The following is a 20,613-nucleotide window of genomic DNA, read 5'->3' as shown; positions in this document are numbered from 1 at the left end:
CTGCCGGGTCCCGACCGGAGCGGACAATGGGACGAACGGGGGGCCCGGACGAGACCGTGGATGCGTACGGTGGCATGAGGGTCCGGCCGGGTCCAGGGTGCGGGTGCCCGCGGGCGCCGGTCGGCGTGCACCGGCCGGGCCGAGAGGCGCAGGAGGGGCGAATGGAGCGTCGGCGGCGGGGTGTGGCCCTCGCGGGCGTGGTGGTGGCGGTCCTCGCCCTTGCCGGCTGCGGGGGGCGCACGGTGCAGGGCCAGGCCGTCGGCGGCACGATCGCCGGCCAGTCGACCGACGCCGCCTCCAGCGCTGCCTCCGGCGGCACCGACACCGACGCCGGCACCGACGCCGGGACGGACGCCGGCACCGACAGCGGGACCGGCACCGACAACAGCACCGACGGCGGCGGCACCACCGTCGGAGACGGCACCGCGCTCCCCGACGGGTGGCCCCCAGAGGTGCCTCCGGTTCCCGGCTTCACCCTGCAGACCTCCGCCCGCACCGAGACCGGCGGCAGCGTCGTCTTCACCGCGGTGTGGACCGCCCCCGGCGACCGGGCCGACGAGGGGGCGGCGTACGTGGACACCCTCGTCGCCGGCGGGTTCGAGGTGCAGACCAGCTACGAGGGTTCCGGCGACGCCGGAAGCGGGTCCTTCTGGGTGCTGACCGACGGCGCGACCCAGGTGACCGTGACCGTGAGCGACCAGGGCCGGGACGAGACCGGCATCGTGGTCACCGTCCAGCAGCAGCCCTAGCAGCGCAGACCAGACAGCGCAGACCAGACAGCGGAGGAACCCATGGACGTACGACGGATCGGTCTGGCCGCGGCAACGCTCGCCGCGGCGGGGCTGGCGCTCACCGGCTGCGGCGGGAAGACCGTCGCGGAGCAGGTGGTCGGGGGCGACGTCGAGGTCAACCCCAGCAGCGTCAAGATCAGCAACGACGAGGGGTCCATCGAGATCGGCCAGGGATCCAGCCTCCCCGACGGCTGGCCCGAGGATGTCCCCGAGATGCCCGGCTTCACCCTGCAGACCTCCGGCAAGGGCACGTCGGACGGCAGGACCAGCTTCACCGCCGTCTGGGAGGCGGCCGGCGACCAGTCCGCCGCCGTCAAGGGCTACGTGGGCCTGATGGAGACCAACGGCTGGACCGTCGAGACCCAGATGGAGGGCTCCGGCCAGGGCGGCACCGGCGGCCTGTACGCGCTGAAGAAGGGCACCGAGGCGGTCGCGCTGATCTCGAACGTGGAGTCCGACAAGACCACGGTCGTGATGACGGTGACCCCCACGGCCGGCTGACCGGCCGAGGCACCGGCCCTGTCGCTGAGACCGGCAGCGGCGCGGCGGGCTACGCCTTGCGGGGCTCCTCGCCGCCCGTGGACAGCGCGGCGATGAAGGCCTCCTGGGGCACCTCCACCCGGCCCACCATCTTCATCCGCTTCTTGCCCTCCTTCTGCTTCTCCAGCAGTTTGCGCTTGCGGGTGATGTCCCCGCCGTAGCACTTGGCGAGCACGTCCTTGCGGATCGCGCGGATGGTCTCCCGGGCGATCACCCGCGACCCGATCGCGGCCTGGATCGGCACCTCGAACTGCTGCCGCGGGATGAGCTTGCGCAGCCGGCCGGCCATGTCGACGCCGTACGCGTACGCCTTGTCCTTGTGCACGATCGCGCTGAACGCGTCGACGGGGTCCCCATGCAGCAGGATGTCGACCTTCACCAGGTCCGCGGTCTGCTCGCCGGTGGGCTCGTAGTCCAGGGACGCGTAGCCGCGGGTCCGGGACTTGAGCTGGTCGAAGAAGTCGAACACGATCTCCGCGAGCGGCAGGGTGTAGCGCAGCTCGACCCGGTCCTCGGACAGGTAGTCCATCCCGAGCAGGTTCCCCCGGCGGGCCTGGCACAACTCCATCACGGTGCCGACGAAGTCGCTGGGCGTCAGGATCGTGGCGCGCACCACGGGCTCGTGCACCTCGGCGACCTTGCCGGACGGGAACTCGCTGGGGTTGGTCACCACCAGCTCGCGGCCGTCCTCCATGATCACGCGGTAGACGACGTTCGGCGCCGTGGAGATGAGGTCCAGTCCGAACTCCCGCTCCAGCCGCTCCCGCACGATCTCCAGGTGCAGCAGGCCGAGGAAGCCGCAGCGGAAGCCGAAGCCGAGGGCCGCGGACGTCTCGGGCTCGTAGACCAGGGCCGCGTCGTTGAGCTTGAGCTTGTCCAGGGCGTCACGCAGCTCCGGGTAGTCCGAGCCGTCGAGCGGGTACAGGCCCGAGAACACCATCGGCTTGGGGTCGCGGTAGCCGCCCAGCGGGTCGGTGGCCCGGTGCTGCCGGGTGGTGACGGTGTCGCCGACCCGGCTCTGCCTGACGTCCTTCACGCCGGTGATGAGGTAGCCCACCTCGCCGACCCCGATGGCGTCGGAGGGCACCGGCTCCGGGGAGATGACGCCGACCTCGAGCAGCTCGTGCTCCGCGCCGGTCGACATCATCTCGATCCGCTCGCGGTGCGACAGCCGGCCGTCGACCACGCGGACGTAGGTCACGACGCCGCGGTAGGAGTCGTACACCGAGTCGAAGATCAGGGCCCGGGCCGGGGCGTCGGCCCTCCCGGTCGGCGCGGGAACCAGCCGGACCACCTCGTCCAGCAGGTCGCGCACGCCGTCGCCGGTCTTGGCCGACACCCGAAGGACGTCGGCGGGGTCGCAGCCGATGATGTGCGCGAGTTCGGCGGCGTACTTGTCCGGCTGCGCCGCGGGCAGGTCGATCTTGTTCAGGACCGGGATGATCTGCAGGTCGTTCTCGAGCGCGAGGTAGAGGTTCGCCAGGGTCTGCGCCTCGATCCCCTGCGCGGCGTCGACGAGCAGGACCGCTCCCTCGCACGCCGCGAGGCTGCGGGACACCTCGTACGTGAAGTCGACGTGCCCCGGGGTGTCGATGAGGTTGAGGACGTACGTGGCCCCGTCGGACGCCTCGTACGGCAGCCGGACGGCCTGCGACTTGATGGTGATGCCGCGCTCGCGCTCGATGTCCATCCGGTCCAGGTACTGCGCCCGCATGGACCGGTCGTCGACGACGCCGGTGAGCTGCAGCATGCGGTCGGCCAGCGTCGACTTGCCGTGGTCGATGTGCGCGATGATGCAGAAGTTGCGGATCAGCGCCGGGTCGGTGCTGCCGGGGCGCGGTGCGGGCACGCAGGGTCCTCGGGGTGGAGCGGTCGGGAGGGAACGGACGCACCATCGTCCCACGACCGGCGGGCTGGCCACGACCGCGAACAGGTGGGCCTCGACGGGCGATTTGGGCGTCCGCGACGGCGCCGGTATCCTAGGCGGTCGCGCGGTGCGCGAGGTGTCGTGCGCCCGAGAACCACCATCCCTGTGCAGGAACCGACGAAGGCTGGCCCGTGGCGAACATCAAGTCGCAGATCAAGCGCAACCGCACCAACGAGAAGGCGCGGCTGCGCAACAAGTCCGTGAAGTCGTCGCTGAAGACCGCCGTCCGCCGGTTCCGCGAGGCCGCCGACGCCGGTGACACGGCGAAGGCGCAGGAGCTGGCCCGCGAGGCCGGCCGCGCCCTGGACAAGGCCGCCAGCGCGGGCATCATCCACAAGAACCAGGCCGCCAACCGCAAGTCGGCCATCTTCACCCGCGCCGCGGAGCTGCAGAAGACCGCCTGACGCGGTCGCCTACGCATCCGTCGAGCCGTCCTCCCCGCCGGGGAGGGCGGCTCGTTGCGTGTCCGCCGACGGGGATGTCGGCGGCGGGCTACTCGGGGTCGTCGGGTCGCGCCGCCACCTCGACGACGAGGCGCTCGAGGGCCAGCAGCTTCTGAGCGGTGTCGAGGTTCTCCCCCTCGCGCAGGCCGCCCTTGACCGCCGCGTCGGCCTCGGCCAGCCGGACAACCCCGCGAGCCAGCTGCTCCGGGCGCCACCGCTGCAGCTGACCGCGCAGGACCCGCAGCTTCCAGGGCGGGACGCCCACCTCCTTGGCGACGGTGGCCTCGGGCACGCCCCGCGGTGCGCCCGCGTAGCGGACCAGCCCGCGCAGCCCGGACGCGACCGCGCCCACGGTCGCCGGACCGATCCGACCCCGGTCGCCGGCCTCGGCGGCCCAGCGCAGGTAGCGCAGCGCGTCCACCGGCCGCCGCTCCCACACCGCGTCGGAGATCTGGAACCCGCTGACCTCCGCCACGCCGCCGAAGTACCGGGCCACCTCCTCCACCCCGATGGGGTCGGTCTCGACGTCGACGCACAGCTGGTCCACCGCGGCGGACAGCAGCCGGACGTCGTGGCCGACCGCGTCGTACAGCGCCGCCAGCGCCTCGCGGGTCGCGGCCCGCCGATGACGGGCCACCTCCTTGGCCAGGAAGTCCAGGGCGTCACGGCCCTTGCGGACCTCCGGGCAGGCCACCTCGGCGGCACCGGTGGCACGGGCGGCCTCCAGCACCTTCTTGCCCTTGGCGCCGCCCGGGTGGATCACGACCACCCAGGTGCCCGGCTCCGGCTCGGACAGCGCGCGCAGCAGCACGTCGACGGTGGCCTGGTCGGCCGCCTCCACGCCGCGCACCACCACCACGGCCGCGTCGCCGAACAGCGTCGGCCCCAGCGCCTCCGCCAGGGCGCCGGCCGCGTCGTCCGCGGACGCGTCCAGGCGGCGCACCTCGGCGGTGGGCTCGATCCGGCGCACCGCGGCGACCAGATCGGCCAGCGCGCGGTCGACCAGGACCGGCTCGGGGCCGACCAGCAGGGTCGCGTCCGCCGGACGCGCGGGAGCCGCCACGGCGGTCAGCATGCCACGGGGCGCCGACGCCCTCCCGCCGCCCCGGCCTGCGCGCCGGTGCCGGGGCACGGCGCGCCCGGCGAGGGACGATGCGGGCACTCAGCCACGGGTGACGATCCCGAGCGCACCGTCCGGCGAGCGGACGACCGCGATGTCACCGTCGGTGTCGGTACGCACTACCACCGCGCCGGAGCGGGCGTACGTGTCGAGGGTCTCGGCCGCGGGGTGCCCGTAGTCGTTGCCCTTCCCCACCGACACCAGGGCCACCCGGGCGCCGGCCCATCCGGCGAAGGCCGGGTCCTGGTGCGCCGAGCCGTGGTGCGGCACCTTCACCACGTCGACGCCGAGGTCGGGCAGCCCGGCGCGCAGCGCCCGCTGGGCCGCGGGCTCCACGTCCCCCGTGAGCAGGATGCGCAGCCCGGCCACGTCCAGCAGCAGGACGACGCTGGCGTTGTTGGCGTCGGAGCCCTCCCCCCGGATCGTCCGGCGCGGCCACAGCGTGACCCAGCGTGCATCACCCATCCGGCCGGAGCGGCCCGCGCCCACCGCCGTCACCCCCGCCCCGGCCGCCCGAGCCCAGCCGTCGACCAGGGCCGCGGAGTCGGCCGGCTCCGCCAGCGGCGACACCACGACCTCCCCCACATCGCGGCCGGCCAGCGCGCCGGGTAGCCCGTCCACGTGGTCGGCGTGGAAGTGCGTGAGCACCGCGTCCAGCCGGGTCACCCCGAGGTCGCGCAGGCAACGGTCCACCGCGGCGGGTTCCGGCCCGGCGTCGACCAGCAGGCCGGAACCGTCGCCGGTACGGACCACGGAGGCGTCGCCCTGGCCGACGTCGCACGCCACGATCACCCAGCCGTCCGGCGGCCAGCCGGCCCGGCTCGGTGGTCGCAGCAGCAGCACGACGACGACGAGAGCCACGCCGGCGGCCACCAGCACCCCGGTGGGGACGTACGCGGGCGCTGCTGCTGGCGGGCGCCGCGCCCTCCGTCTGCGTGCCAGCGCCGCCAGACCCAGGGCCACCACGGCGAGTGCAGCCAACGACAGCCCACCCACGGCCCCGTCCGGCCAGGGGAGGCTGCCCCCGGGGACGGCCGCCGCCCGGTGGGCGACCGTGGCGATCCAGCCGGCGAACGGGGCGGCGAGCACGGCGCAGGCGGCCGCGGCCGGCGGGGAGACCGCGGACAGGACCGCGGCCGCCAGCCCCAGCACCGTGACCGGCGCGACCGCCGGGGCCGCGAGCACGTTGGCCGGCACGGTGACCAGCGGCACGCCGCCGCCGAGGGCCGCGATGAGCGGGGCGGTCGCGCACTGCGCCGCGACGGCGAGTGCCACCGCCTGCGCCAGGGCCGGCGGCCAGCGCGCGGTGGGCCGCCAGCGCCGCATCCGTCTCACCACCCGCGGTGCCGCGACCACCAATCCGCCGGTGGCGGCGACGGACAGCGCGAAGCCGTAGGAGGTGGCCAGCGGCGGCGCGACCAGGACGAGGACGGCCACCGCACCGGCGAGCGCGGGCACGCCGGAGCGCCTGCCTCCCAGGACCGTCGCCAGCAGCGCCACGCTGCCCATGGCGGCCGCGCGCAGCACACTCGGCTGCGGGCGCACCAGGACCACGAAGCCGGCGAGGGCCGACGCGGCCAGGACCAGCCGAGCACGGGTCCGCAGCCCCCCGAGGCGGGCCAGCACCAGCACCGCGGCCAACACGATGGCGACGTTGCCGCCGCTGACCGCAGTCAAGTGCGACAGGCCGGAGGCCCGCATGGCGTCGGCGAGGTCGGCGGGCTGCCGCGACTCGTCGCCGACGGCCAGGCCGGCGACAAGCGCCGCCGGATCCGGGTCCAGGCCCTCGGTGGCGGCCGCCAGACCCCGACGCAGCGATGTCGCCACCGCGGGGACCGGATCCGCGTCGGACAGGCGCTGCGGCGGCGCTCGGGCCGCGACCACCGCCGCGGCGTCCGACAGCACGGGGACCGGGGCGAGCCGGCCCCGCACCACCACCGTCTCCCCGTCGCGGACGTCGGCCCACCCGGCCGCCGGGCCCGAGACCGGCGCGCTCACCAGCACCGGTTGGTCGACGAGGATGCGTTCCCCGCGCGCCTGGACCTGCCGGGCGACGGCGCGCACCCGCACCGAGTCCGGTAGCCGGCGCGGTCCGCTGGCAGCGCCGCCGATCCGGCGCGGGTCACCGCTGACCCGGACGACGAGCGTCGCCATCGCCCGCTCGCGGGCCCACGCCGTCAGCGGTTCGCGGCCGACCGAGGCCACCTGGAGGGCCGCGCTGGCGGCCCCGGCCGCGGTACCCAGACCCGCCAGCACCACCGCCGTCGCCAGCGGAACCGTCACTCGCGGTCGCCCGGACCGGTGCTCCCCGGACCGGTGCCGCCCGGAGGGGTGCCGCCCGGAGGGGTGCTGCCCGGAGGGGTGCCGCCCGGAGTGGTGCCGCCCGGAGTGGTGCTGCCGGGTCCGCCGACGGACGGCCACGGCCATCGGGACCAGGACGACGGCGGCCATCCCGAGGACGCCCAGGAGCGCCAGCGGCGTCGCGACCCCGGCACCGACCCGGTCCAGGAGCAGCCGGGTCGTGAACGCGCCGACCCACACCCCGGCCGCCAGCAGGACCAGCCGCCCATCCTGAGGCCGCCGGTCCTGGTGTCCCCGATCCGGGGGCCTCCGATCGGCCGGCTGATCGACGTCGGCCGGGCGAGGTCCGGCGGCGTCGGTCACACCCGCACCAGCGGGGCCAGCCCGGCGAACGTCGCCGCCCCGATGCCCGGTACCTCCTGCAGCTCGACGACGTCGCGGAACGGTCCGTGGGCCAGCCGCCAGTCGATGATCCGCTGCGCCAGGACCGGCCCGATCCTCGGCAGCTCCTCCAACTGCTCTGCCGTCGCCGCGTTGAGGTCCAGCACGACCTGCCCTCCCGGCACCGCCCCCGGCGCGCCCGGGCCTGCGGACGCAGCACCCGCGGCCCCCTGCCCCGGGACCCCCGGTCCGGCCGAGGGCGCCGGCGTCGCAGCGCCGGGACCGAGCCGGACCTGCTCCCCGTCGACCAGCACCCGGGCCAGGTTGACGGTGCCGGACCGCGCCCCGGGGCGCAGCCCTCCCGCGGCGTCGACCGCGTCCACGACCCGGGACCCCGCCGGCAGCCGGTAGACCCCGGGGTGGACGACGGTGCCCAGGACGTGGACCACCACCTCCGGCACCGGCTGCCCGCCGGTGGCCGCGCCGGCCGTCGCCCCGTCCGGGACGGTGGAGACCGTTGCGGCGATCGCATCCGCGGACGTCCCGGCGAGCGCCGCCGAGGACGGTGCAGCGACCGCCTGGTCGGAGACGACGGCCGGCAGGGCCTCGACCGGTGTCACCGCTCGGGGTCGGCCGGTCCACCACCACCAGGCAGCGATCAGCAGCAGCGTGGCGACGACCACACCGACCGCCCGCAGCCCGCGCCGGTCCGGCACCCACCGCGAGGACGCCGCAGCCGGGCCGCCCTCATCCCCAGCGTCCCGAAACGCCTCGCCCCAGAACTCCTCGTCCCGGACCTCGTCGTCCCGGACCTCGTCGTCCCGGACCTCCTCGCCCCGGTTCGTCTCACGCGGGGGCGCCTCAGGGCGGCCCCTCGTCGGCGCCGGCGGCGGACGCCAGGACCGGGCCAGGTCCGCGAGGCGGTCGCGGACCCCCGCGGTCCACTCCTCGACGGGGACGTCCGGGCGCATGCCGCGGACGCTAGGGAGCACGACGACCCCCGGGAAGCCGTCAGAGCGCGGTTGGGGACGACCCTCGCGCCTCGGCCGGACCTGGGGACAGGGCCCCGGAACCCGAGGGCGTACACGACCTCCGCAGCGGGCAGACCCGTGCCATGCTCGGCTCCCCCACCGACAGGAGCCACGGGTGAGCCGAGCCGACGAGTACCCCCACTACGTCCGCGGCCTGAGCGCGGCGGGTGCCGACGAACTGCGCGCCGCCATGGCCACGTTCGCGGAATGGCAGGTCCTCGAGGGGCGTCGGCTGGATCCCACCCGAGGAGATGCCGAGGCCCTCGCGTCCGACCTGAGGGACACCCTGACCCACCCGGAGCACGCGTTCGACCCGCTCTCGCCCGAGGCCCAGGACCGGGTCGCCGTGGCCCTCGGGCTGCCGCCCAGCGCGGACTGGGTCCCCCGGGAACCGGTACCCCCGGGGACGCCGTCGTACGCCCGGCCGTCGTGGGAGAAGGACGTGTACGCGGTCCTGTTCCTCCGCCAGCACGAGCCCCCGCCGGTCGCCCGCCCGATCGACCCTGACGCGCGCGACCACTCCGCGGACTGGCCGCAGCTGGCCGGCCTGGACCGGTGGCGACGGACCCGGGACAAGGACTCCGTCACCCGGGCGCTCGCGTCGGCGCTGGGCCGCGGCTGGACAGCGAGGGAGCCGGTGGGCCCGTACTCCCTCCCCCGCCTCGGGTCGACCCGGGGGCGGCTGGTGCTCGTCGCCGTGCCCGCTGGAGACCTGACCATGGGCCTGACACCCGCGGAGCGCAGGGACGCCGGCCGGCGGGCCACGCCGTACGGCCCCGAGGCGGCGGAGCACCTCAAGGCCGCCACCGCGACCGCGCGCCCGGTGCGCCAGGTCGCGATCGCCCCGTTCCTGTGCGCGCAGACACCGGTGCTGCAGCAGCAGGCCGGCAGCTTCGGCCTCGAGGGCGACGCCGCGAACCCGCACCACGTCGTACGGGCCACCAGCCGTGCCGCCGCCGCGGCCACGCCGGAGGGCTTCCGACTGCCGAGCGAGGCCGAGTGGGAGTGGGTGGCCCGCGCCGGGGGGTCGCGCGCGTGGCTGTCCGGCGACGAGCCGCCGCCGGAGTGGGCCGCGCGGGTCCTCGCTGCTCCGCTCGCGGAGGAGGAGCACCCGTTCGGGATCCTCGGGCTGGGTTGGGGTGGCTGGCTGGACGACGGCTGGCACCCCAGCTATCGGGGTGCGCCGACGACGTCACGGGCGTGGGGGCCGATGTCGCGACCCGAGACGGTGCGGGGCGGTGCCCTGACGCTGTGGCCCTGGCAGTCCGCGGAGGTCCTGCTGCTCCACGCGGCCCTGCGCGACCGGGCCGGCGCGGGCGCGGCCTACCCGGTCCGCTGGGCCCGCGACCTCCCGCCCCGCGGCTGACCCCCTGCTACGCCGAGCCGCCGTCCCCCGAGCGGAACGCCGCCCGCAGGTTGTCGCGGTGGCGCGCCACGATCAGGACGGTCAGGGCCGCAGCGAAGCCGACATCCCATCCTGATCCACCGGTCAGCAGCGCCACCGGCACCAGCGTGAGCGACCCCGCCACGGCGCCGAGCCCGACCCGGTGCGTCAGCAGCACCACCACTCCGAAGACGGCCAGCACCGGGATCGCCCACAGCGGCTGCACCCCGAGGATCGCCCCCAGGGCGGTGGCCACTCCCTTGCCCCCGCGTCCGCGCAGGTACGGCGACGTGATGTGGCCGACGACGGCTGCCAGGCCGGCGATCTCACCGGCCCCGGCGCCGCCGTACCTGCTCAGGACGAACGCGGGGACGAACCCCTTGAGCACGTCCAGCACGCCGACCAGGACGCCGAACCCGGGACCGAGCACCCGGCCGGCGTTGGTGGCCCCGGGGTTGCCGGACCCGGCGGCGCGCAGGTCCACCCCGCGGGCCCGCGCGACCAGAGACGCCGGGTTGACGGCGCCCAGCGCGTAGCCGCCCAGCGCTCCGACGACCACCCACCACCACTGCACGGTGCCGCCCGGTCAGCGGGGCGAGACCACGACCGCGACCATGCCCGGTCCGACGTGGGCGCCGACCACGGCGCCGACCTGGCCGACGACCACGTCCGCGCGCGGCAGCCGCTCGCCGAGCCGCAGCGCCAGTTCGGCCGCCCGGTCGGGGGACTGCAGGTGCTGCACGGCCACGTCCACGTCGCCCGGACCGGCCCGCTCCACGGCGATCTCCTCCAGCCGCGCCAGCGCCTTCGACGCCGTCCGCACCTTCTCCAGAGGGGCGACCCGCCCGTCGACCAGCTCCAGCAACGGCTTGACCTTCAGCGCCTGGCCGAGCAGCTTCTGAGCCGCTCCGATCCGTCCCCCGCGGCGCAGGTACTCCAGCGTGTCGACGTAGAAGAACACCGACGACGACGTGCTGCGCTTCTCGATCGCCGCGGCCACCGCGTCGACCCCCTCGCCACGCCCCGCCAGCTCCGCGCCGGTCAGGACCGCGTACCCGAGCCCCATCGCGATCGAGCGGGAGTCGACCACCCGCACCGGCACGGGGGCGCCCCGGGCCGCGAGCAGCGCCGACTCGAAGGTGCCCGACATGTCCGCCGACAGGTGCGCGGACACGATCCCGGTCGCGCCGGCCTCGGCCAGCTCGCGGTAGGCCGCCAGGAACGTCTCCGGCGCCGGGCGCGACGTGCTGACCGGCTGCCACTCCCGCAGCGCGAGCGCGACCTGGTCGGGGGTCACCTCCGACCCCTCGTCGTACGCCCGGCCGGCGATGACCACCTGGACCGGGACGACGCGGATCCCGATCTCGACCGCGCGGCCGGCCGGCAGGTACGCCGTGGAGTCCGTGACGACGGCGACCCGACCGGCCACAGCGGGGCGGTCGGTCACGGGGTGATGACCCCGGCGGCGACCGCACTGACCTGGATCGAGGTGCTGCAGTTGGGGACGTCGAACGGGATGTAGAGACCCGCCGACCTTCCGGGCGGCCGCACGCCGACGACCTTGCTGGTGGTGCACTCCTCGGCATTGCCCTGGGGGACGTCGCTGTACGACCACACGAACGAGGCCTTGCCACCGGGTGCCAGGACGACCGTCGTCGGGTTCGGGGACAGCACCTTCCGCTCCGTGGTCACGAACGGGCGACCGCCCTGACCGTAGCGCTGCAGGTCGGGGTAGCCGCGCATCCGACAGGTCCGCGACGACACGTTGGTGAAGGCCCAGACGTTGTAGATGGTCCCGGCGGCGCCATCGGACGACACCTTCGACAGGGACAGCTGGGACGTCCGGCAGGTCGCCGGCGTCGCGGCCGACGCGGCGGACGGGAGCAGCGCCAGCGGCGCGACCGCTACCGCGAGCGCGACCAGGGACACGGTGAAGCGACGCATGACGACCTCCAACGGCGGGACGGAGTGAGAGCGCCAGTATCCGTCCGCGGCAGCTACTCCGGGACGACGTTGACCAGCTTGGGGGGCCGGACCACGGTCAGCCGCACGCCGCGGCCGTCCAGCGCCCGGACCACCGCGTCGGACGCCAGCGCCAGCTCCCGCAACTCGTCCTCGCCGATGGACGGCGGCACCTCCAGCCGGTCCCGGACCTTGCCCGCGACCTGGACCACGCAGGTGACCGTCTCCTGCTCCAGCAGGGCCGGGTCGACAGCCGGCCAGCCGGCCAGGGCGACCGACGGCTGGTGACCCAGCCGCGCCCACATGTCCTCGGCGGTGTACGGCGCCACCAGCGACAGCATGACCGCGACCGCCTCCACGGCCTCCCGTACCGCCGGATCGGCGGCACCGGCCCCCGTGTCAATGGTTCGTCGGACGGCGTTGACCAGCTCCATCACCTTGGCCACGGCCACGTTGAAACGGAACGACTCGACCGCGGCGGCCGCGTCGTGCACGGCGCGGTGCGTGGCCTTGCGCAGTTCCACGTCGCCCGCCGCCGGGTCCGTCTCCGGCGGGCACGCGACCTCGCCGGACAGCCGCCAGGCGCGCGCCAGGAACTTGCGCGAGCCGGCCGGCGACACGTCGGCCCAGTCGATGTCGTCCTCGGGCGGCCCGGCGAAGACCATGGACAGGCGGATGGCATCGACCCCGTGCTGCGCCAGCTCGTCGGACAGCCGGACCATGTTGCCGCGCGACTTGCTCATCGTGGCGCCGTTCATGCCGACCATGCCCTGGTTGAGCAGGCGGGTGAACGGCTCGGTGAAGTCGACCATCCCCATGTCGTGCAGCACCTTGGTGAAGAACCGGCTGTACAGCAGGTGCAGGATCGCGTGCGTCACGCCGCCGACGTACTGGGCGACCGGCATCCACTCGCGGGCCTGCTCCGGGTCGAAGGGGCCGTCCTCCTTGGCCGGGTCCAGGTAGCGCAGGTAGTACCAGGACGAGTCGACGAACGTGTCCATCGTGTCCGGGTCGCGGGTGGCCGGGCCGCCGCACACCGGGCAGGGCACCGAGGCCCACTCGGTCGCGCCGCCCAGCGGCGAGGTGCCGCGGGGCTTGAGGTCCAGTCCCTCGGCCGGCGGCAGCGTCACCGGCAGCTGGTCGTCGGGCACCGGGACCTCGCCGTCGACCGGGCAGTGCACGATCGGGATCGGGGTTCCCCAGTAGCGCTGGCGCGAGATCAGCCAGTCGCGCAGCCGGTAGTTGACCGCCGCGCGGCCGGTGCCCTCGGCCTCCAGCGACGCGGTGATGGCGGCGATCGCCTCGTCCTTGTCCAGCCCGTCCAGCGGACCGGAGTTGACGTGCGGACCGTCGTCCGCGGTCGCGACACCCGTCTCCGCGGGGTCCTCCCCCGCCTCGACGACGACGCGCACCGGTAGCCCGAAGGTGCGGGCGAAGTCCAGATCGCGCTGGTCGTGCGCGGGGACCGCCATGATCGCGCCGGTCCCGTAGTCGGCCAGCACGTAGTCGCTGGCCCACACCGGGATCCGCTCGCCGTTGACCGGGTTGACGGCGTACCGGTGCAGGAACACCCCGGTCTTCTCGCGGCCCGCGTCGAGCCGGTCGATCTCGGACTCCTGCTTGACCTTCTCGACGTACGCCTCGAACTCGACCTGCGCCGGGGTCCCGTGCGCCAGCTCGGCAGCCAGGTCGGAGTCCGCCGCGACCACGAAGAACGTGGCCCCGTACAGCGTGTCCGGGCGGGTCGTGTAGACGGTCACCGGCTCGTCCCGGCCCTCGATCCGGAACTGGACCTCGGCACCCGTCGACCGGCCGATCCAGTTGCGCTGCATCAGCAGCACCTTCTCCGGCCAGGCCCCCTCCAGCTGGGCCATGTCGTCCAGCAGCCGGTCGGCGTAGTCCGTGATCCGGAAGTACCACTGGGTCAGCTTCTTCTTGGTCACCAGCGCGTCGCAGCGCTCGCAGCGCCCCGCGACGACCTGCTCGTTGGCCAGCACGGTCTGGTCGTTGGGGCACCAGTTCACGTTGCTGGCCTTGCGGTAGGCCAGCCCGCGCTCGAACATCCGCAGGAAGAACCACTGGTTCCAGCGGTAGTACTCCGGGTCGCAGGTGTTGAGGACCCGGTCCCAGTCGAACGAGCAGGCATAGCGCCGCATCGACGCCTTCTGCTGGGCGATGTTGTCGTACGTCCAGCCGGCCGGGTCGACCCCGCGCTTGATGGCGGCGTTCTCCGCCGGCAGCCCGAACGCGTCCCAGCCGATCGGGTGCATGACGTTGAACCCGCGCTGGACCCAGTACCGCGCGATGACGTCCCCGAGCGCGTACGCCTCCGCGTGGCCCATGTGCAGGTCGCCGGAGGGGTAGGGGAACATGTCGAGGATGTACTTCTTCGGCCGCTCGTCGTCCGGGCGACCGGAGCGGAACGGCTGCAGTTCGTCCCACACCGGCAGCCAGCGGGCCTGGGTGGCCTCGACGTCGTAGACCTCGCGCTCGCCGCGGGCGGTCGTCTCGCTCATCTGTCGTCGCGTCCTTCGTCTGTCACGGTCGGGTCCGGGCACGAAAAAACCCCTCCGCAGGAGGGGTCGGCCGCGTCGGGGGCGTCGTGGTGACGCCGCTCTAGCCTCGACGCGGCCCGGTAAGGAGCAGCCCGGTACGCACGGGGAGAAGGGTACCCGAGCGCGGTCAGGCCGCGACCAGGCCCGGCAGGGCGAGGACCAGCAGGGCCTGCGCGACGTGGTAGGTGGCGTGCACGAGCACCCGCCCGCCCGGTGCGGAGCCGACGAACCGGCCCCAGGCCAGCAGGGTGTCGGAGGCCAGGAACAGCAGCGCACCGAGCCCGGCGAGAGTCGACCAGGACCCGACCGCGAGCACCACCATGGCCCCGATCGCGAGCATGTACGCGGCCACGAGGACGCCGAGCACCCGGGACCGCTCCGCGGCGCCGCGCACGATGCAGCGGCCGGGTCCCCACAGGTCGGCGCCCACGATCACCAGGCCCAGCAGCACGGCGGGCCACGGGTGCTCGATCACGACCAGGCCGGCGATGTACGCGAGATGACCGACCAGGAACGCGGCCGCGCCCGGAACGAAGCGGCGCAGCATCAAGAACACGTCGCCGACCAGCCCGAGCAGAAGCCCCCCGACGAACCACCAGCGGACCCACTCCGAGCCCGCGTCGAGGGTCAGCGCGGCACCGACCAGCAGGACCATGACGGCCGGCTTCGCGACGAACTCCACCGGTCTTCGGTCGGTGCCGACCGACCACCAGTCGACCAGTGCGGCGACGCCGGCCAGCGCCATCAGCACCCAGGCGGCGGTCGTCACGTGGTGCCGCCCAACTCGGCAGCCAGGCTGGCGCCCAGCGCCTCTCCTACCCGGCGGTGCGCGGTCCAGGACCAGTGCATCCCGTCGGGGTTGGCGGTGCCGTCGACGAGGGAGGGCCGTACCAGCGGGTCGATGTCGAGGAACGCCACGTCGTGGGTGGCAGCCCAGAGCCGGGCCGCAGCCACCGCGGCCTCGTGGTGCCGCTGGGACGGGTAGAGCGCGGCGTCGTGCGGCGAGGGTCCGAGCAGGACCACCGGGGCGTCCGGTCGCCAGTGGCGCACCCCGGCGACCAGCCGCGCCAGGTAGTGGTCGGTGGCCCGCTGTGGCAGCTGGCGCATCCGGCCGCGGGTCGCCCGGATGACGGGCGGCCCCCAGCGTCCGTACGCGACCCGGGCCCGCCGTCGGACCGAGCCGGGCCGCAGGTAGGCGATGGAGTCCCGGGCCCAGCCGGGGATGGCCGCGGGCAACGCGTCCATGTGACCCACGGACAGCACCACGGCGCTGGCGCGCGGCAGGTAGACGCCCCACGCCACCGGGTCGCGGGTCAGCGCCCACCATGCGTCACGCGCCGTCCAGCCGGCCCGGGCCAGCAGGTCCACCGCGACGTCCTCGCCCAGGGCCGCCGCGGCGACATTGGGGTACAGCCGCGGGTCCGTGGGCACCTCCGGCCGCTCCGGACCGTGGAACGTGAGCGAGTCACCGAGCACGAGCAGGTGGCGACCGGACACACCGCCATCCTGCCGGTCGCGCCCACTCGGCGTGCATCCGCGTCGCGGGCGCTGTCACGATGGCCGGGACGCGAGCGGCGCCCCGGCAGCGCCGCGCCAGCCGGGAGGATGCCCCGATGACCCAGGAGGCGGCGAAGGCCGCCGGAACCGGCTCCGGCGGCGGCAGCATCGGGCTCGCAGGAGCGGTCGCCATCGGCATCGGCGGGATGATGGGCGCGGGGATCTACACCCTGCTGGGGCTGGCCGCGAAGTCCTCCGGGCCCCTGCTGCCGCTGTCGTTCCTCGTCGCCGGGTTCGTGACGATCTTCTCGGTCTACTCCTACGCGAAGCTGGCCACGACGTTCCCCAGCCGCGGCGGGCCGGCCGAGTTCCTCAACCGCGGCTTCGGTCCGGGGCTGCTGTCCGGCGGCCTGAACGTGTTCCAGTACGTGGCCTACATCATCGCGATCTCGCTGTACGCGGCCAGCTTCGCGGAGTACCTGGGCACGTTCCTCCCCGAGGGGTGGCCGAGCTGGACCCCCAAGGTCACCGGCACCGCGGTCGTGGTGCTCTTCGTCGGGCTCAACGTCCTCGGCTCCCGCCTGGTCGGCCGGGCGGAGACGTTCATCGTGGGCATCGAGCTGGTGATCCTGCTGGCCTTCGTGGTCATCGGGCTGTTCCACGCCGACCCGAGCCGACTGGGCGCCGGTGGCGGCGAGGGCGCCTTCGGCGTCGTCGCCGCGGCGGGCCTGCTGTACATCACGTACCAGGGCTTCGGCGTCGTCACGACCGTGGCGGGGTCGATGGAGAGACCCCGGCGCGACGTCCCCCGGGCGATGTTCATCTCGCTGGGGCTGGTCGCCCTGGTGTACCTGCTGGTCAGCACCACGGTGGTCACGGTGCTGAACTACAGCGACATCCTGGCCTCGTCCGGCCACGCGCTCGCCATCGCCGGCCAGGAGGTCCTCGGTCAGGTGGGCTTCGTGGCGATCGGAGTCTCTGCGCTGCTGGCCACCGCGTCGGCGGTCAACGCCACCATGTTCGGCTCGGCGAACCTGTCCTACCAGGTGGCCAAGGACAAGGAACTCCCCCGCGAGTTCACCCGGGACACCTGGCACGGCTCGCAGATGTCGCTGTTCGTGACGGCGGGCCTGGTGATCCTGTTCGTGATCTTCTTCCCGCTCGAGGCGGTCGGCCAGATGGGCAGCATGGCCTTCCTGCTGGTGTACGCGGCCGTGAGCGTGGCCCACCTGCGCGTACGGAGCCAGACGAAGGCGCACGCGTGGCCGCTGGTCACCGCCGTCGTGCTCAACCTGGCGCTCTTCGCGATGCTCTTCACCGACACCGCCAAGGCGGGCAACGTCGCCACCTGGGCGACCCTGCTGGGTGTGCTCGTACTGAGCTTCGTCGCGGAGGCGCTGCTGGAGCGCTACTACCGCCGTGAGGACACCGCGCGGACGCCCACGGCGGGATGAGATGAGGCGGCGCGATCGCTGCGCCGGGTGAACCTCGATCGGGTGGAGCTGAGGGGACTCGAACCCCTGACCCCTTGCATGCCATGCAAGTGCGCTACCAGCTGCGCCACAGCCCCGTGCCGTCCGCGGAGGACGAGCGACGACAGAGCATACCCAGGGGAAGCCGTCAGGACGAAACCGGCGAGGGCCCTCCGCCCGTGAACCGGATCACCGGTCGTCAGCCAGGGCAGGCTCCGGCAGCGAGCCGGCGTTGTACTCCTGCAGCCGCCATCGCGGCCCGGAGGCGGACCGGTTCTCCAGCAGTACGGACCAGGCCGCGTTGGTGAGGACGCCGAGCGCCGCCCAGTGCTCCATCGGCAGCCCCAGCAGGCTCCCGATCGCCGCCCGAGCCGCACCGCCGTGCGTCGCGACCACGAGCGTCCCGCCGTCGGGCACGTCCGCGAGCGCCCGTCGCACGGCGTCGACCATCCGTTCGGCGACCTCGGACCGCGTCTCACCGCCACCGGGACGCAGGTCCGAGCCAGCGCCCCAAGCGGCCAGGTCGGTGCCGTACCGGGCCTCCAGCTCCTCCCGGGTCAGCCCCTGCCACTCCCCCGCGTACGTCTCCCGCAGCCCCGGGTCCACCCGCAGCGGCAGGGCGACCCGCGTCGCCAGCGCCTGCGCGGTCGCCGCGGCGCGCTGCAGGTCGCTGGAGACCAGCACGTCGGGGTCCAGCGCCGCGAGCAGCTGCGCGGCGCGCTCGGCCTGCAGCAGGCCGACCTCGTCGAGCGGGACGTCGATCTGGCCCTGGAAGCGGCGCTGCAGGTTCCAGGCGGTGCGCCCGTGCCGCCACACCACCAACCGGCGGCCGCTCACCCGCCCGACCCGCGCCGGGCGTCCTCGTCGTGCCGGCTGCGGGGGGCACGCACGTGCTCGGGCAGCTCCAGGAACGGGCAGTCCTTCCACAGCCGCTCCAGCGCATAGTGCACCCGCTCCTCGCTGAGCTGCACGTGCACGACGATCTCCACGAAGTCGAGCAGCACCCAGCGGTTGTGGCCCTCACCCTCCCGGCGCACCGGCTTGGCGCCCAGGTGGCGCAGCCGCTCCTCGACCTCGTCGACGATGGCTCCCACCTGGCGGTCGTTCGGCGCCGAGCACAGGACGAACACGTCGGTGATGACGAGCTGGTCGCTGACGTCGATGGCGACGATGTCCTCGGCCAGCTTCTCGGCGGCGGCCTCGGCGGCGGCGACGGCCAACTCGACGGCACGCGGGGTCGCGGTCACGCATCTCCTCGACGGACGGGGGCTCCGGTACGGCGGGTCAGCCTGCCACACCCGATGGATCGACCACAGCCACCGGCTCGGCCGACGACGACGGCTCGGCCGGTGCGCCGACGTCCGAACCCACGCGGATCACGACGTCCGCCGCAGGGTTCGGCGGGACCACCACGACCGCGGACGGCGTCAGCCCGAGCACCTGCACCAGTTGCGCGCCCCACTCCTGGGCCTGCGCCGAGTCCGCCACCTCGATCACCGTGGCCGGTCGGGGCGCGCCGCCGGCGGCACCGCCCCAGACGTACGTCATCCCCGTCTCCGCCACCGCGTCGCGCACGAGGTCGAGACCCTCGGGCGTGGCTCCGGAGTCGAGGACGAGCACCCGAGGCGGGGCGCCGTCGGCGGTGGTGAGCGCGGCGTCGGGGAACAGCCTGGCGACCTGGGCGGTGGCATCCGGCTGGCGGGGCAGGTAGGCGGTCTCCTCGTCGACCACCAGGGCCACGGTGCGCAGCGTCTCGTCGACCGAGCGCTCGCCCAGGATCTCCCCCTGCACCGACAGCAGGAAGTCGGCCACCTCCTCGGTCGGCACGGTCGACCGGGCGAGGGCGCCGAGCCCGGTGAGCAGCTGGCGCAGCAGGTCCGGGTCGTCGGGCAGCGCGGCGAGGACCTTGACGAGGACGTCGGAGAACCGCGCGATCCGGGCGCTCTCCGGCTCGTCCGGCATCAGCACGGTCACGTAGTAGGACGCGGCGACGCCGTCCAGCGTGCGCGCCCCCGCAGGGATGACGACGACCGGCTCACCGGCGTCGTCGGTCACGACCAGGTCGCGGCGGGACTGCACGGACACGCCCCCGACGGCGTCCACCAGCCCGGCGAACGCCAGCCGGTCCATCACGAAGCCACCGTCGACGCGGACCGCGAGCAGGTCGGACACGGCCTGCACCGAGGCGAGCGTGTCGGACAGCTGCGACGCCTCCGCCAGCGGCAGCGTGCCGGCGCCCGGGACGGACACCAGCAGGCCCCCCGGCTGGTACAGGAACGCGGCCCGGTCCGGGGCGCCGCCGGAGCCGATCAGCACGTTGTCGACCGCGAGCTGGTCGTCGTCGCGCACCTGCAGCAGCAGGGTCCGCTGCACCGGGTCCGGGGTGGCCGTGCCGCTCGGGCTGGGTGACGCGGTCGGCGGCGGGGGGTCCGACGGCCGCGAGAGCCACCAGGTGACGGCCACGACAGCCACCGCGATGACCGCCACGACGGCCACGATCCGCCCGCTGGTGGCGCCGGTGCCCCCGTGGGGCCGCCCGGCGACCGCCGGACGGCGGTTCACCGGGGGTCCCGGTACAGGCCGCGCTTCGCGGCGTAGCGCTCGACCCCCTCGGGCACCAGGTAGGTGATCGGCTCGCCGCGGGCGACCCGCTCCCGGCAGTCGCTGGAGGAGATCGCCAGCGCGGGGACCTCCACCAGGGTCACGGTCCCCGGCGGCAGCCCCGGGTCCTCCAGCGGGTGTCCGGGCCGGGTCACCCCCACCAGGTGTGCCTCGTCAAGCACCTCGTGCGGGTCGCGCCAGGTGAGGATCCGGGCCAGCGCGTCCGCCCCGGTGATGAAGAAGAACTCCGCATCCGGGCCGTACTCCCCGCGCAGGTCGCGCAGCGTGTCGGCGGTGTACGTGGGCCCGTCCCGGTCGATGTCGACCCGGCTGACGCGGAACCGGGGGTCGGACGCGGTGGCCACCACGGTCATCAGGTAGCGGTCCTCGGCGTCGGACACCTGCCGGTCGGACTTCTGCCAGGGCGCCCCGGTGGGGACGAAGACCACCTCGTCGAGCGCGAAGCGGTGGGCGACCTCAGAGGCGGCCACCAGATGCCCGAGGTGCACCGGGTCGAACGTGCCCCCCATGACCCCCACCCTGCGCCGCACGAGGGCGACGATATCCCGGGTCGCGTCGGGGCCGGGAGGGCCGAGCGGTGGGGTGGA

Annotated in this window: 19 protein-coding genes and 1 tRNA gene; 5 read left to right on the top strand and 15 right to left on the bottom strand. The window is 74.5% G+C overall.

Translation table 11 applies throughout. The features are described from left to right. Nucleotides 1–161: 161 nt before the first annotated feature. Entirely contained in the window at nt 162–749 is a 588-nt protein-coding gene (locus R2737_05965; GenBank protein MEZ5115797.1) for a hypothetical protein, read from the top strand. 42 nt (nt 750–791) lie between these two features. Further along, nucleotides 792–1,292, top strand: a complete 501-nt coding sequence (locus R2737_05960) for a hypothetical protein (protein MEZ5115796.1) — start codon at nt 792–794, stop codon at nt 1,290–1,292. Nucleotides 1,293–1,341: 49 nt separating this feature from the next. Here R2737_05960 and lepA read toward each other — a convergent pair whose 3' ends face one another. After that, nucleotides 1,342–3,180: a translation elongation factor 4 gene (gene lepA, locus R2737_05955; protein ID MEZ5115795.1), complete on the bottom strand. Its 1,839-nt coding sequence runs from the start codon at nt 3,178–3,180 to the stop codon at nt 1,342–1,344. A 209-nt stretch (nt 3,181–3,389) separates the two neighbouring features. Between lepA and rpsT the strand changes: the two genes are divergently transcribed. Further along, nucleotides 3,390–3,662: a 30S ribosomal protein S20 gene (gene rpsT / locus R2737_05950; protein MEZ5115794.1), complete on the top strand. Its 273-nt coding sequence runs from the start codon at nt 3,390–3,392 to the stop codon at nt 3,660–3,662. Between the two features lie 88 nt (nt 3,663–3,750). Here the strand turns inward: rpsT and R2737_05945 are convergent, their stop codons facing one another. The 3 genes from R2737_05945 to R2737_05935 form a co-directional block, all read right to left on the bottom strand. Continuing rightward, nucleotides 3,751–4,764: a hypothetical protein gene (locus tag R2737_05945; GenBank protein MEZ5115793.1), complete on the bottom strand. Its 1,014-nt coding sequence runs from the start codon at nt 4,762–4,764 to the stop codon at nt 3,751–3,753. 99 nt (nt 4,765–4,863) lie between these two features. Then, nucleotides 4,864–7,362, bottom strand: a complete 2,499-nt coding sequence (locus R2737_05940) for a ComEC/Rec2 family competence protein (protein ID MEZ5115792.1) — start codon at nt 7,360–7,362, stop codon at nt 4,864–4,866. A gap of 119 nt (nt 7,363–7,481) precedes the next feature. Next, on the bottom strand, nt 7,482–8,474 hold the full coding sequence (locus tag R2737_05935; GenBank protein ID MEZ5115791.1) for a ComEA family DNA-binding protein: 993 nt from the start codon (nt 8,472–8,474) through the stop codon (nt 7,482–7,484). A gap of 175 nt (nt 8,475–8,649) precedes the next feature. On the opposite strand from R2737_05935, the gene R2737_05930 reads away from it, so the two are divergent. Continuing rightward, nucleotides 8,650–9,900, top strand: a complete 1,251-nt coding sequence (locus R2737_05930) for a hypothetical protein (GenBank protein ID MEZ5115790.1) — start codon at nt 8,650–8,652, stop codon at nt 9,898–9,900. A gap of 7 nt (nt 9,901–9,907) precedes the next feature. Here the strand turns inward: R2737_05930 and R2737_05925 are convergent, their stop codons facing one another. The 6 genes from R2737_05925 to R2737_05900 all read right to left on the bottom strand — a co-directional run bounded on the left by R2737_05925 (nt 9,908) and on the right by R2737_05900 (nt 15,932). Continuing rightward, nucleotides 9,908–10,477 carry a glycerol-3-phosphate acyltransferase gene (locus R2737_05925; GenBank protein MEZ5115789.1) on the bottom strand — a complete coding sequence of 190 codons (570 nt, stop codon included), beginning with the start codon at nt 10,475–10,477 and terminating at the stop codon, nt 9,908–9,910. 27 nt (nt 10,478–10,504) lie between these two features. Beyond that, the gene (locus R2737_05920) at nt 10,505–11,365 is read right to left on the bottom strand and encodes a DegV family protein (GenBank protein ID MEZ5115788.1); all 861 of its coding nucleotides are present in this window, start codon (nt 11,363–11,365) and stop codon (nt 10,505–10,507) included. Then, nucleotides 11,362–11,862, bottom strand: a complete 501-nt coding sequence (locus R2737_05915) for a DUF4232 domain-containing protein (GenBank protein MEZ5115787.1) — start codon at nt 11,860–11,862, stop codon at nt 11,362–11,364. Before R2737_05915 ends, R2737_05920 begins: the two co-directional genes overlap by 4 nt. Nucleotides 11,863–11,915: 53 nt before the next feature. Beyond that, nucleotides 11,916–14,396 carry a leucine--tRNA ligase gene (leuS, locus tag R2737_05910; GenBank protein MEZ5115786.1) on the bottom strand — a complete coding sequence of 827 codons (2,481 nt, stop codon included), beginning with the start codon at nt 14,394–14,396 and terminating at the stop codon, nt 11,916–11,918. Between the two features lie 166 nt (nt 14,397–14,562). Then, complete coding sequence (locus R2737_05905) at nt 14,563–15,204, bottom strand: lysoplasmalogenase family protein (protein ID MEZ5115785.1); 642 nt, start codon at nt 15,202–15,204, stop codon at nt 14,563–14,565. Next, the gene (locus tag R2737_05900; GenBank protein MEZ5115784.1) at nt 15,201–15,932 is read right to left on the bottom strand and encodes an SGNH/GDSL hydrolase family protein; all 732 of its coding nucleotides are present in this window, start codon (nt 15,930–15,932) and stop codon (nt 15,201–15,203) included. The genes R2737_05905 and R2737_05900 overlap by 4 nt, the downstream gene beginning before the upstream one ends. Before the next feature lie 116 nt (nt 15,933–16,048). On the opposite strand from R2737_05900, the gene R2737_05895 reads away from it, so the two are divergent. Then, complete coding sequence (locus R2737_05895; protein MEZ5115783.1) at nt 16,049–17,386, top strand: APC family permease; 1,338 nt, start codon at nt 16,049–16,051, stop codon at nt 17,384–17,386. Between the two features lie 43 nt (nt 17,387–17,429). Here R2737_05895 and R2737_05890 read toward each other — a convergent pair. The 5 genes from R2737_05890 to nadD form a co-directional block, all read right to left on the bottom strand. Beyond that, a tRNA-Ala gene (locus R2737_05890) sits at nt 17,430–17,502 on the bottom strand. Nucleotides 17,503–17,593: 91 nt separating this feature from the next. Continuing rightward, nucleotides 17,594–18,241, bottom strand: coding sequence for a histidine phosphatase family protein (locus R2737_05885; protein ID MEZ5115782.1), 648 nt, complete (start codon nt 18,239–18,241; stop codon nt 17,594–17,596). Then, nucleotides 18,238–18,651 (bottom strand): ribosome silencing factor, encoded by a 414-nt coding sequence (rsfS, locus tag R2737_05880; protein ID MEZ5115781.1) that lies wholly within the window; start codon nt 18,649–18,651, stop codon nt 18,238–18,240. Before rsfS ends, R2737_05885 begins: the two co-directional genes overlap by 4 nt. Before the next feature lie 37 nt (nt 18,652–18,688). Continuing rightward, a complete protein-coding gene (locus tag R2737_05875; protein MEZ5115780.1) occupies nt 18,689–19,966 on the bottom strand; it encodes an LCP family protein in 1,278 nt (425 codons plus the stop codon). Beyond that, on the bottom strand, nt 19,963–20,556 hold the full coding sequence (nadD, locus tag R2737_05870) for a nicotinate-nucleotide adenylyltransferase (GenBank protein MEZ5115779.1): 594 nt from the start codon (nt 20,554–20,556) through the stop codon (nt 19,963–19,965). The genes R2737_05875 and nadD overlap by 4 nt, the downstream gene beginning before the upstream one ends. Nucleotides 20,557–20,613: the final 57 nt, after the last annotated feature.

This window comes from Candidatus Nanopelagicales bacterium (assembly GCA_041393815.1).
Classification (GTDB): Bacteria; Actinomycetota; Actinomycetes; order S36-B12; family JAWKJK01; genus JAWKJK01.
The sequence above is the reverse complement of the archived record's forward strand: the minus strand, read 5'-3'. Positions and strand labels throughout refer to the sequence as shown.

What these genes read in the sequence shown, in the direction of transcription:
- R2737_05915 (MEZ5115787.1), bottom strand. Translation starts at nt 11,862, where the DNA reads ATGCGTCGCTTCACCGTGTCCCTGGTCGCGCTCGCGGTAGCGGTCGCG.
- R2737_05965 (MEZ5115797.1), top strand. Translation starts at nt 162, where the DNA reads ATGGAGCGTCGGCGGCGGGGTGTGGCCCTCGCGGGCGTGGTGGTGGCG.
- R2737_05935 (MEZ5115791.1), bottom strand. Translation starts at nt 8,474, where the DNA reads ATGCGCCCGGACGTCCCCGTCGAGGAGTGGACCGCGGGGGTCCGCGAC.
- R2737_05960 (MEZ5115796.1), top strand. Translation starts at nt 792, where the DNA reads ATGGACGTACGACGGATCGGTCTGGCCGCGGCAACGCTCGCCGCGGCG.
- R2737_05895 (MEZ5115783.1), top strand. Translation starts at nt 16,049, where the DNA reads ATGACCCAGGAGGCGGCGAAGGCCGCCGGAACCGGCTCCGGCGGCGGC.
- leuS (MEZ5115786.1), bottom strand. Translation starts at nt 14,396, where the DNA reads ATGAGCGAGACGACCGCCCGCGGCGAGCGCGAGGTCTACGACGTCGAG.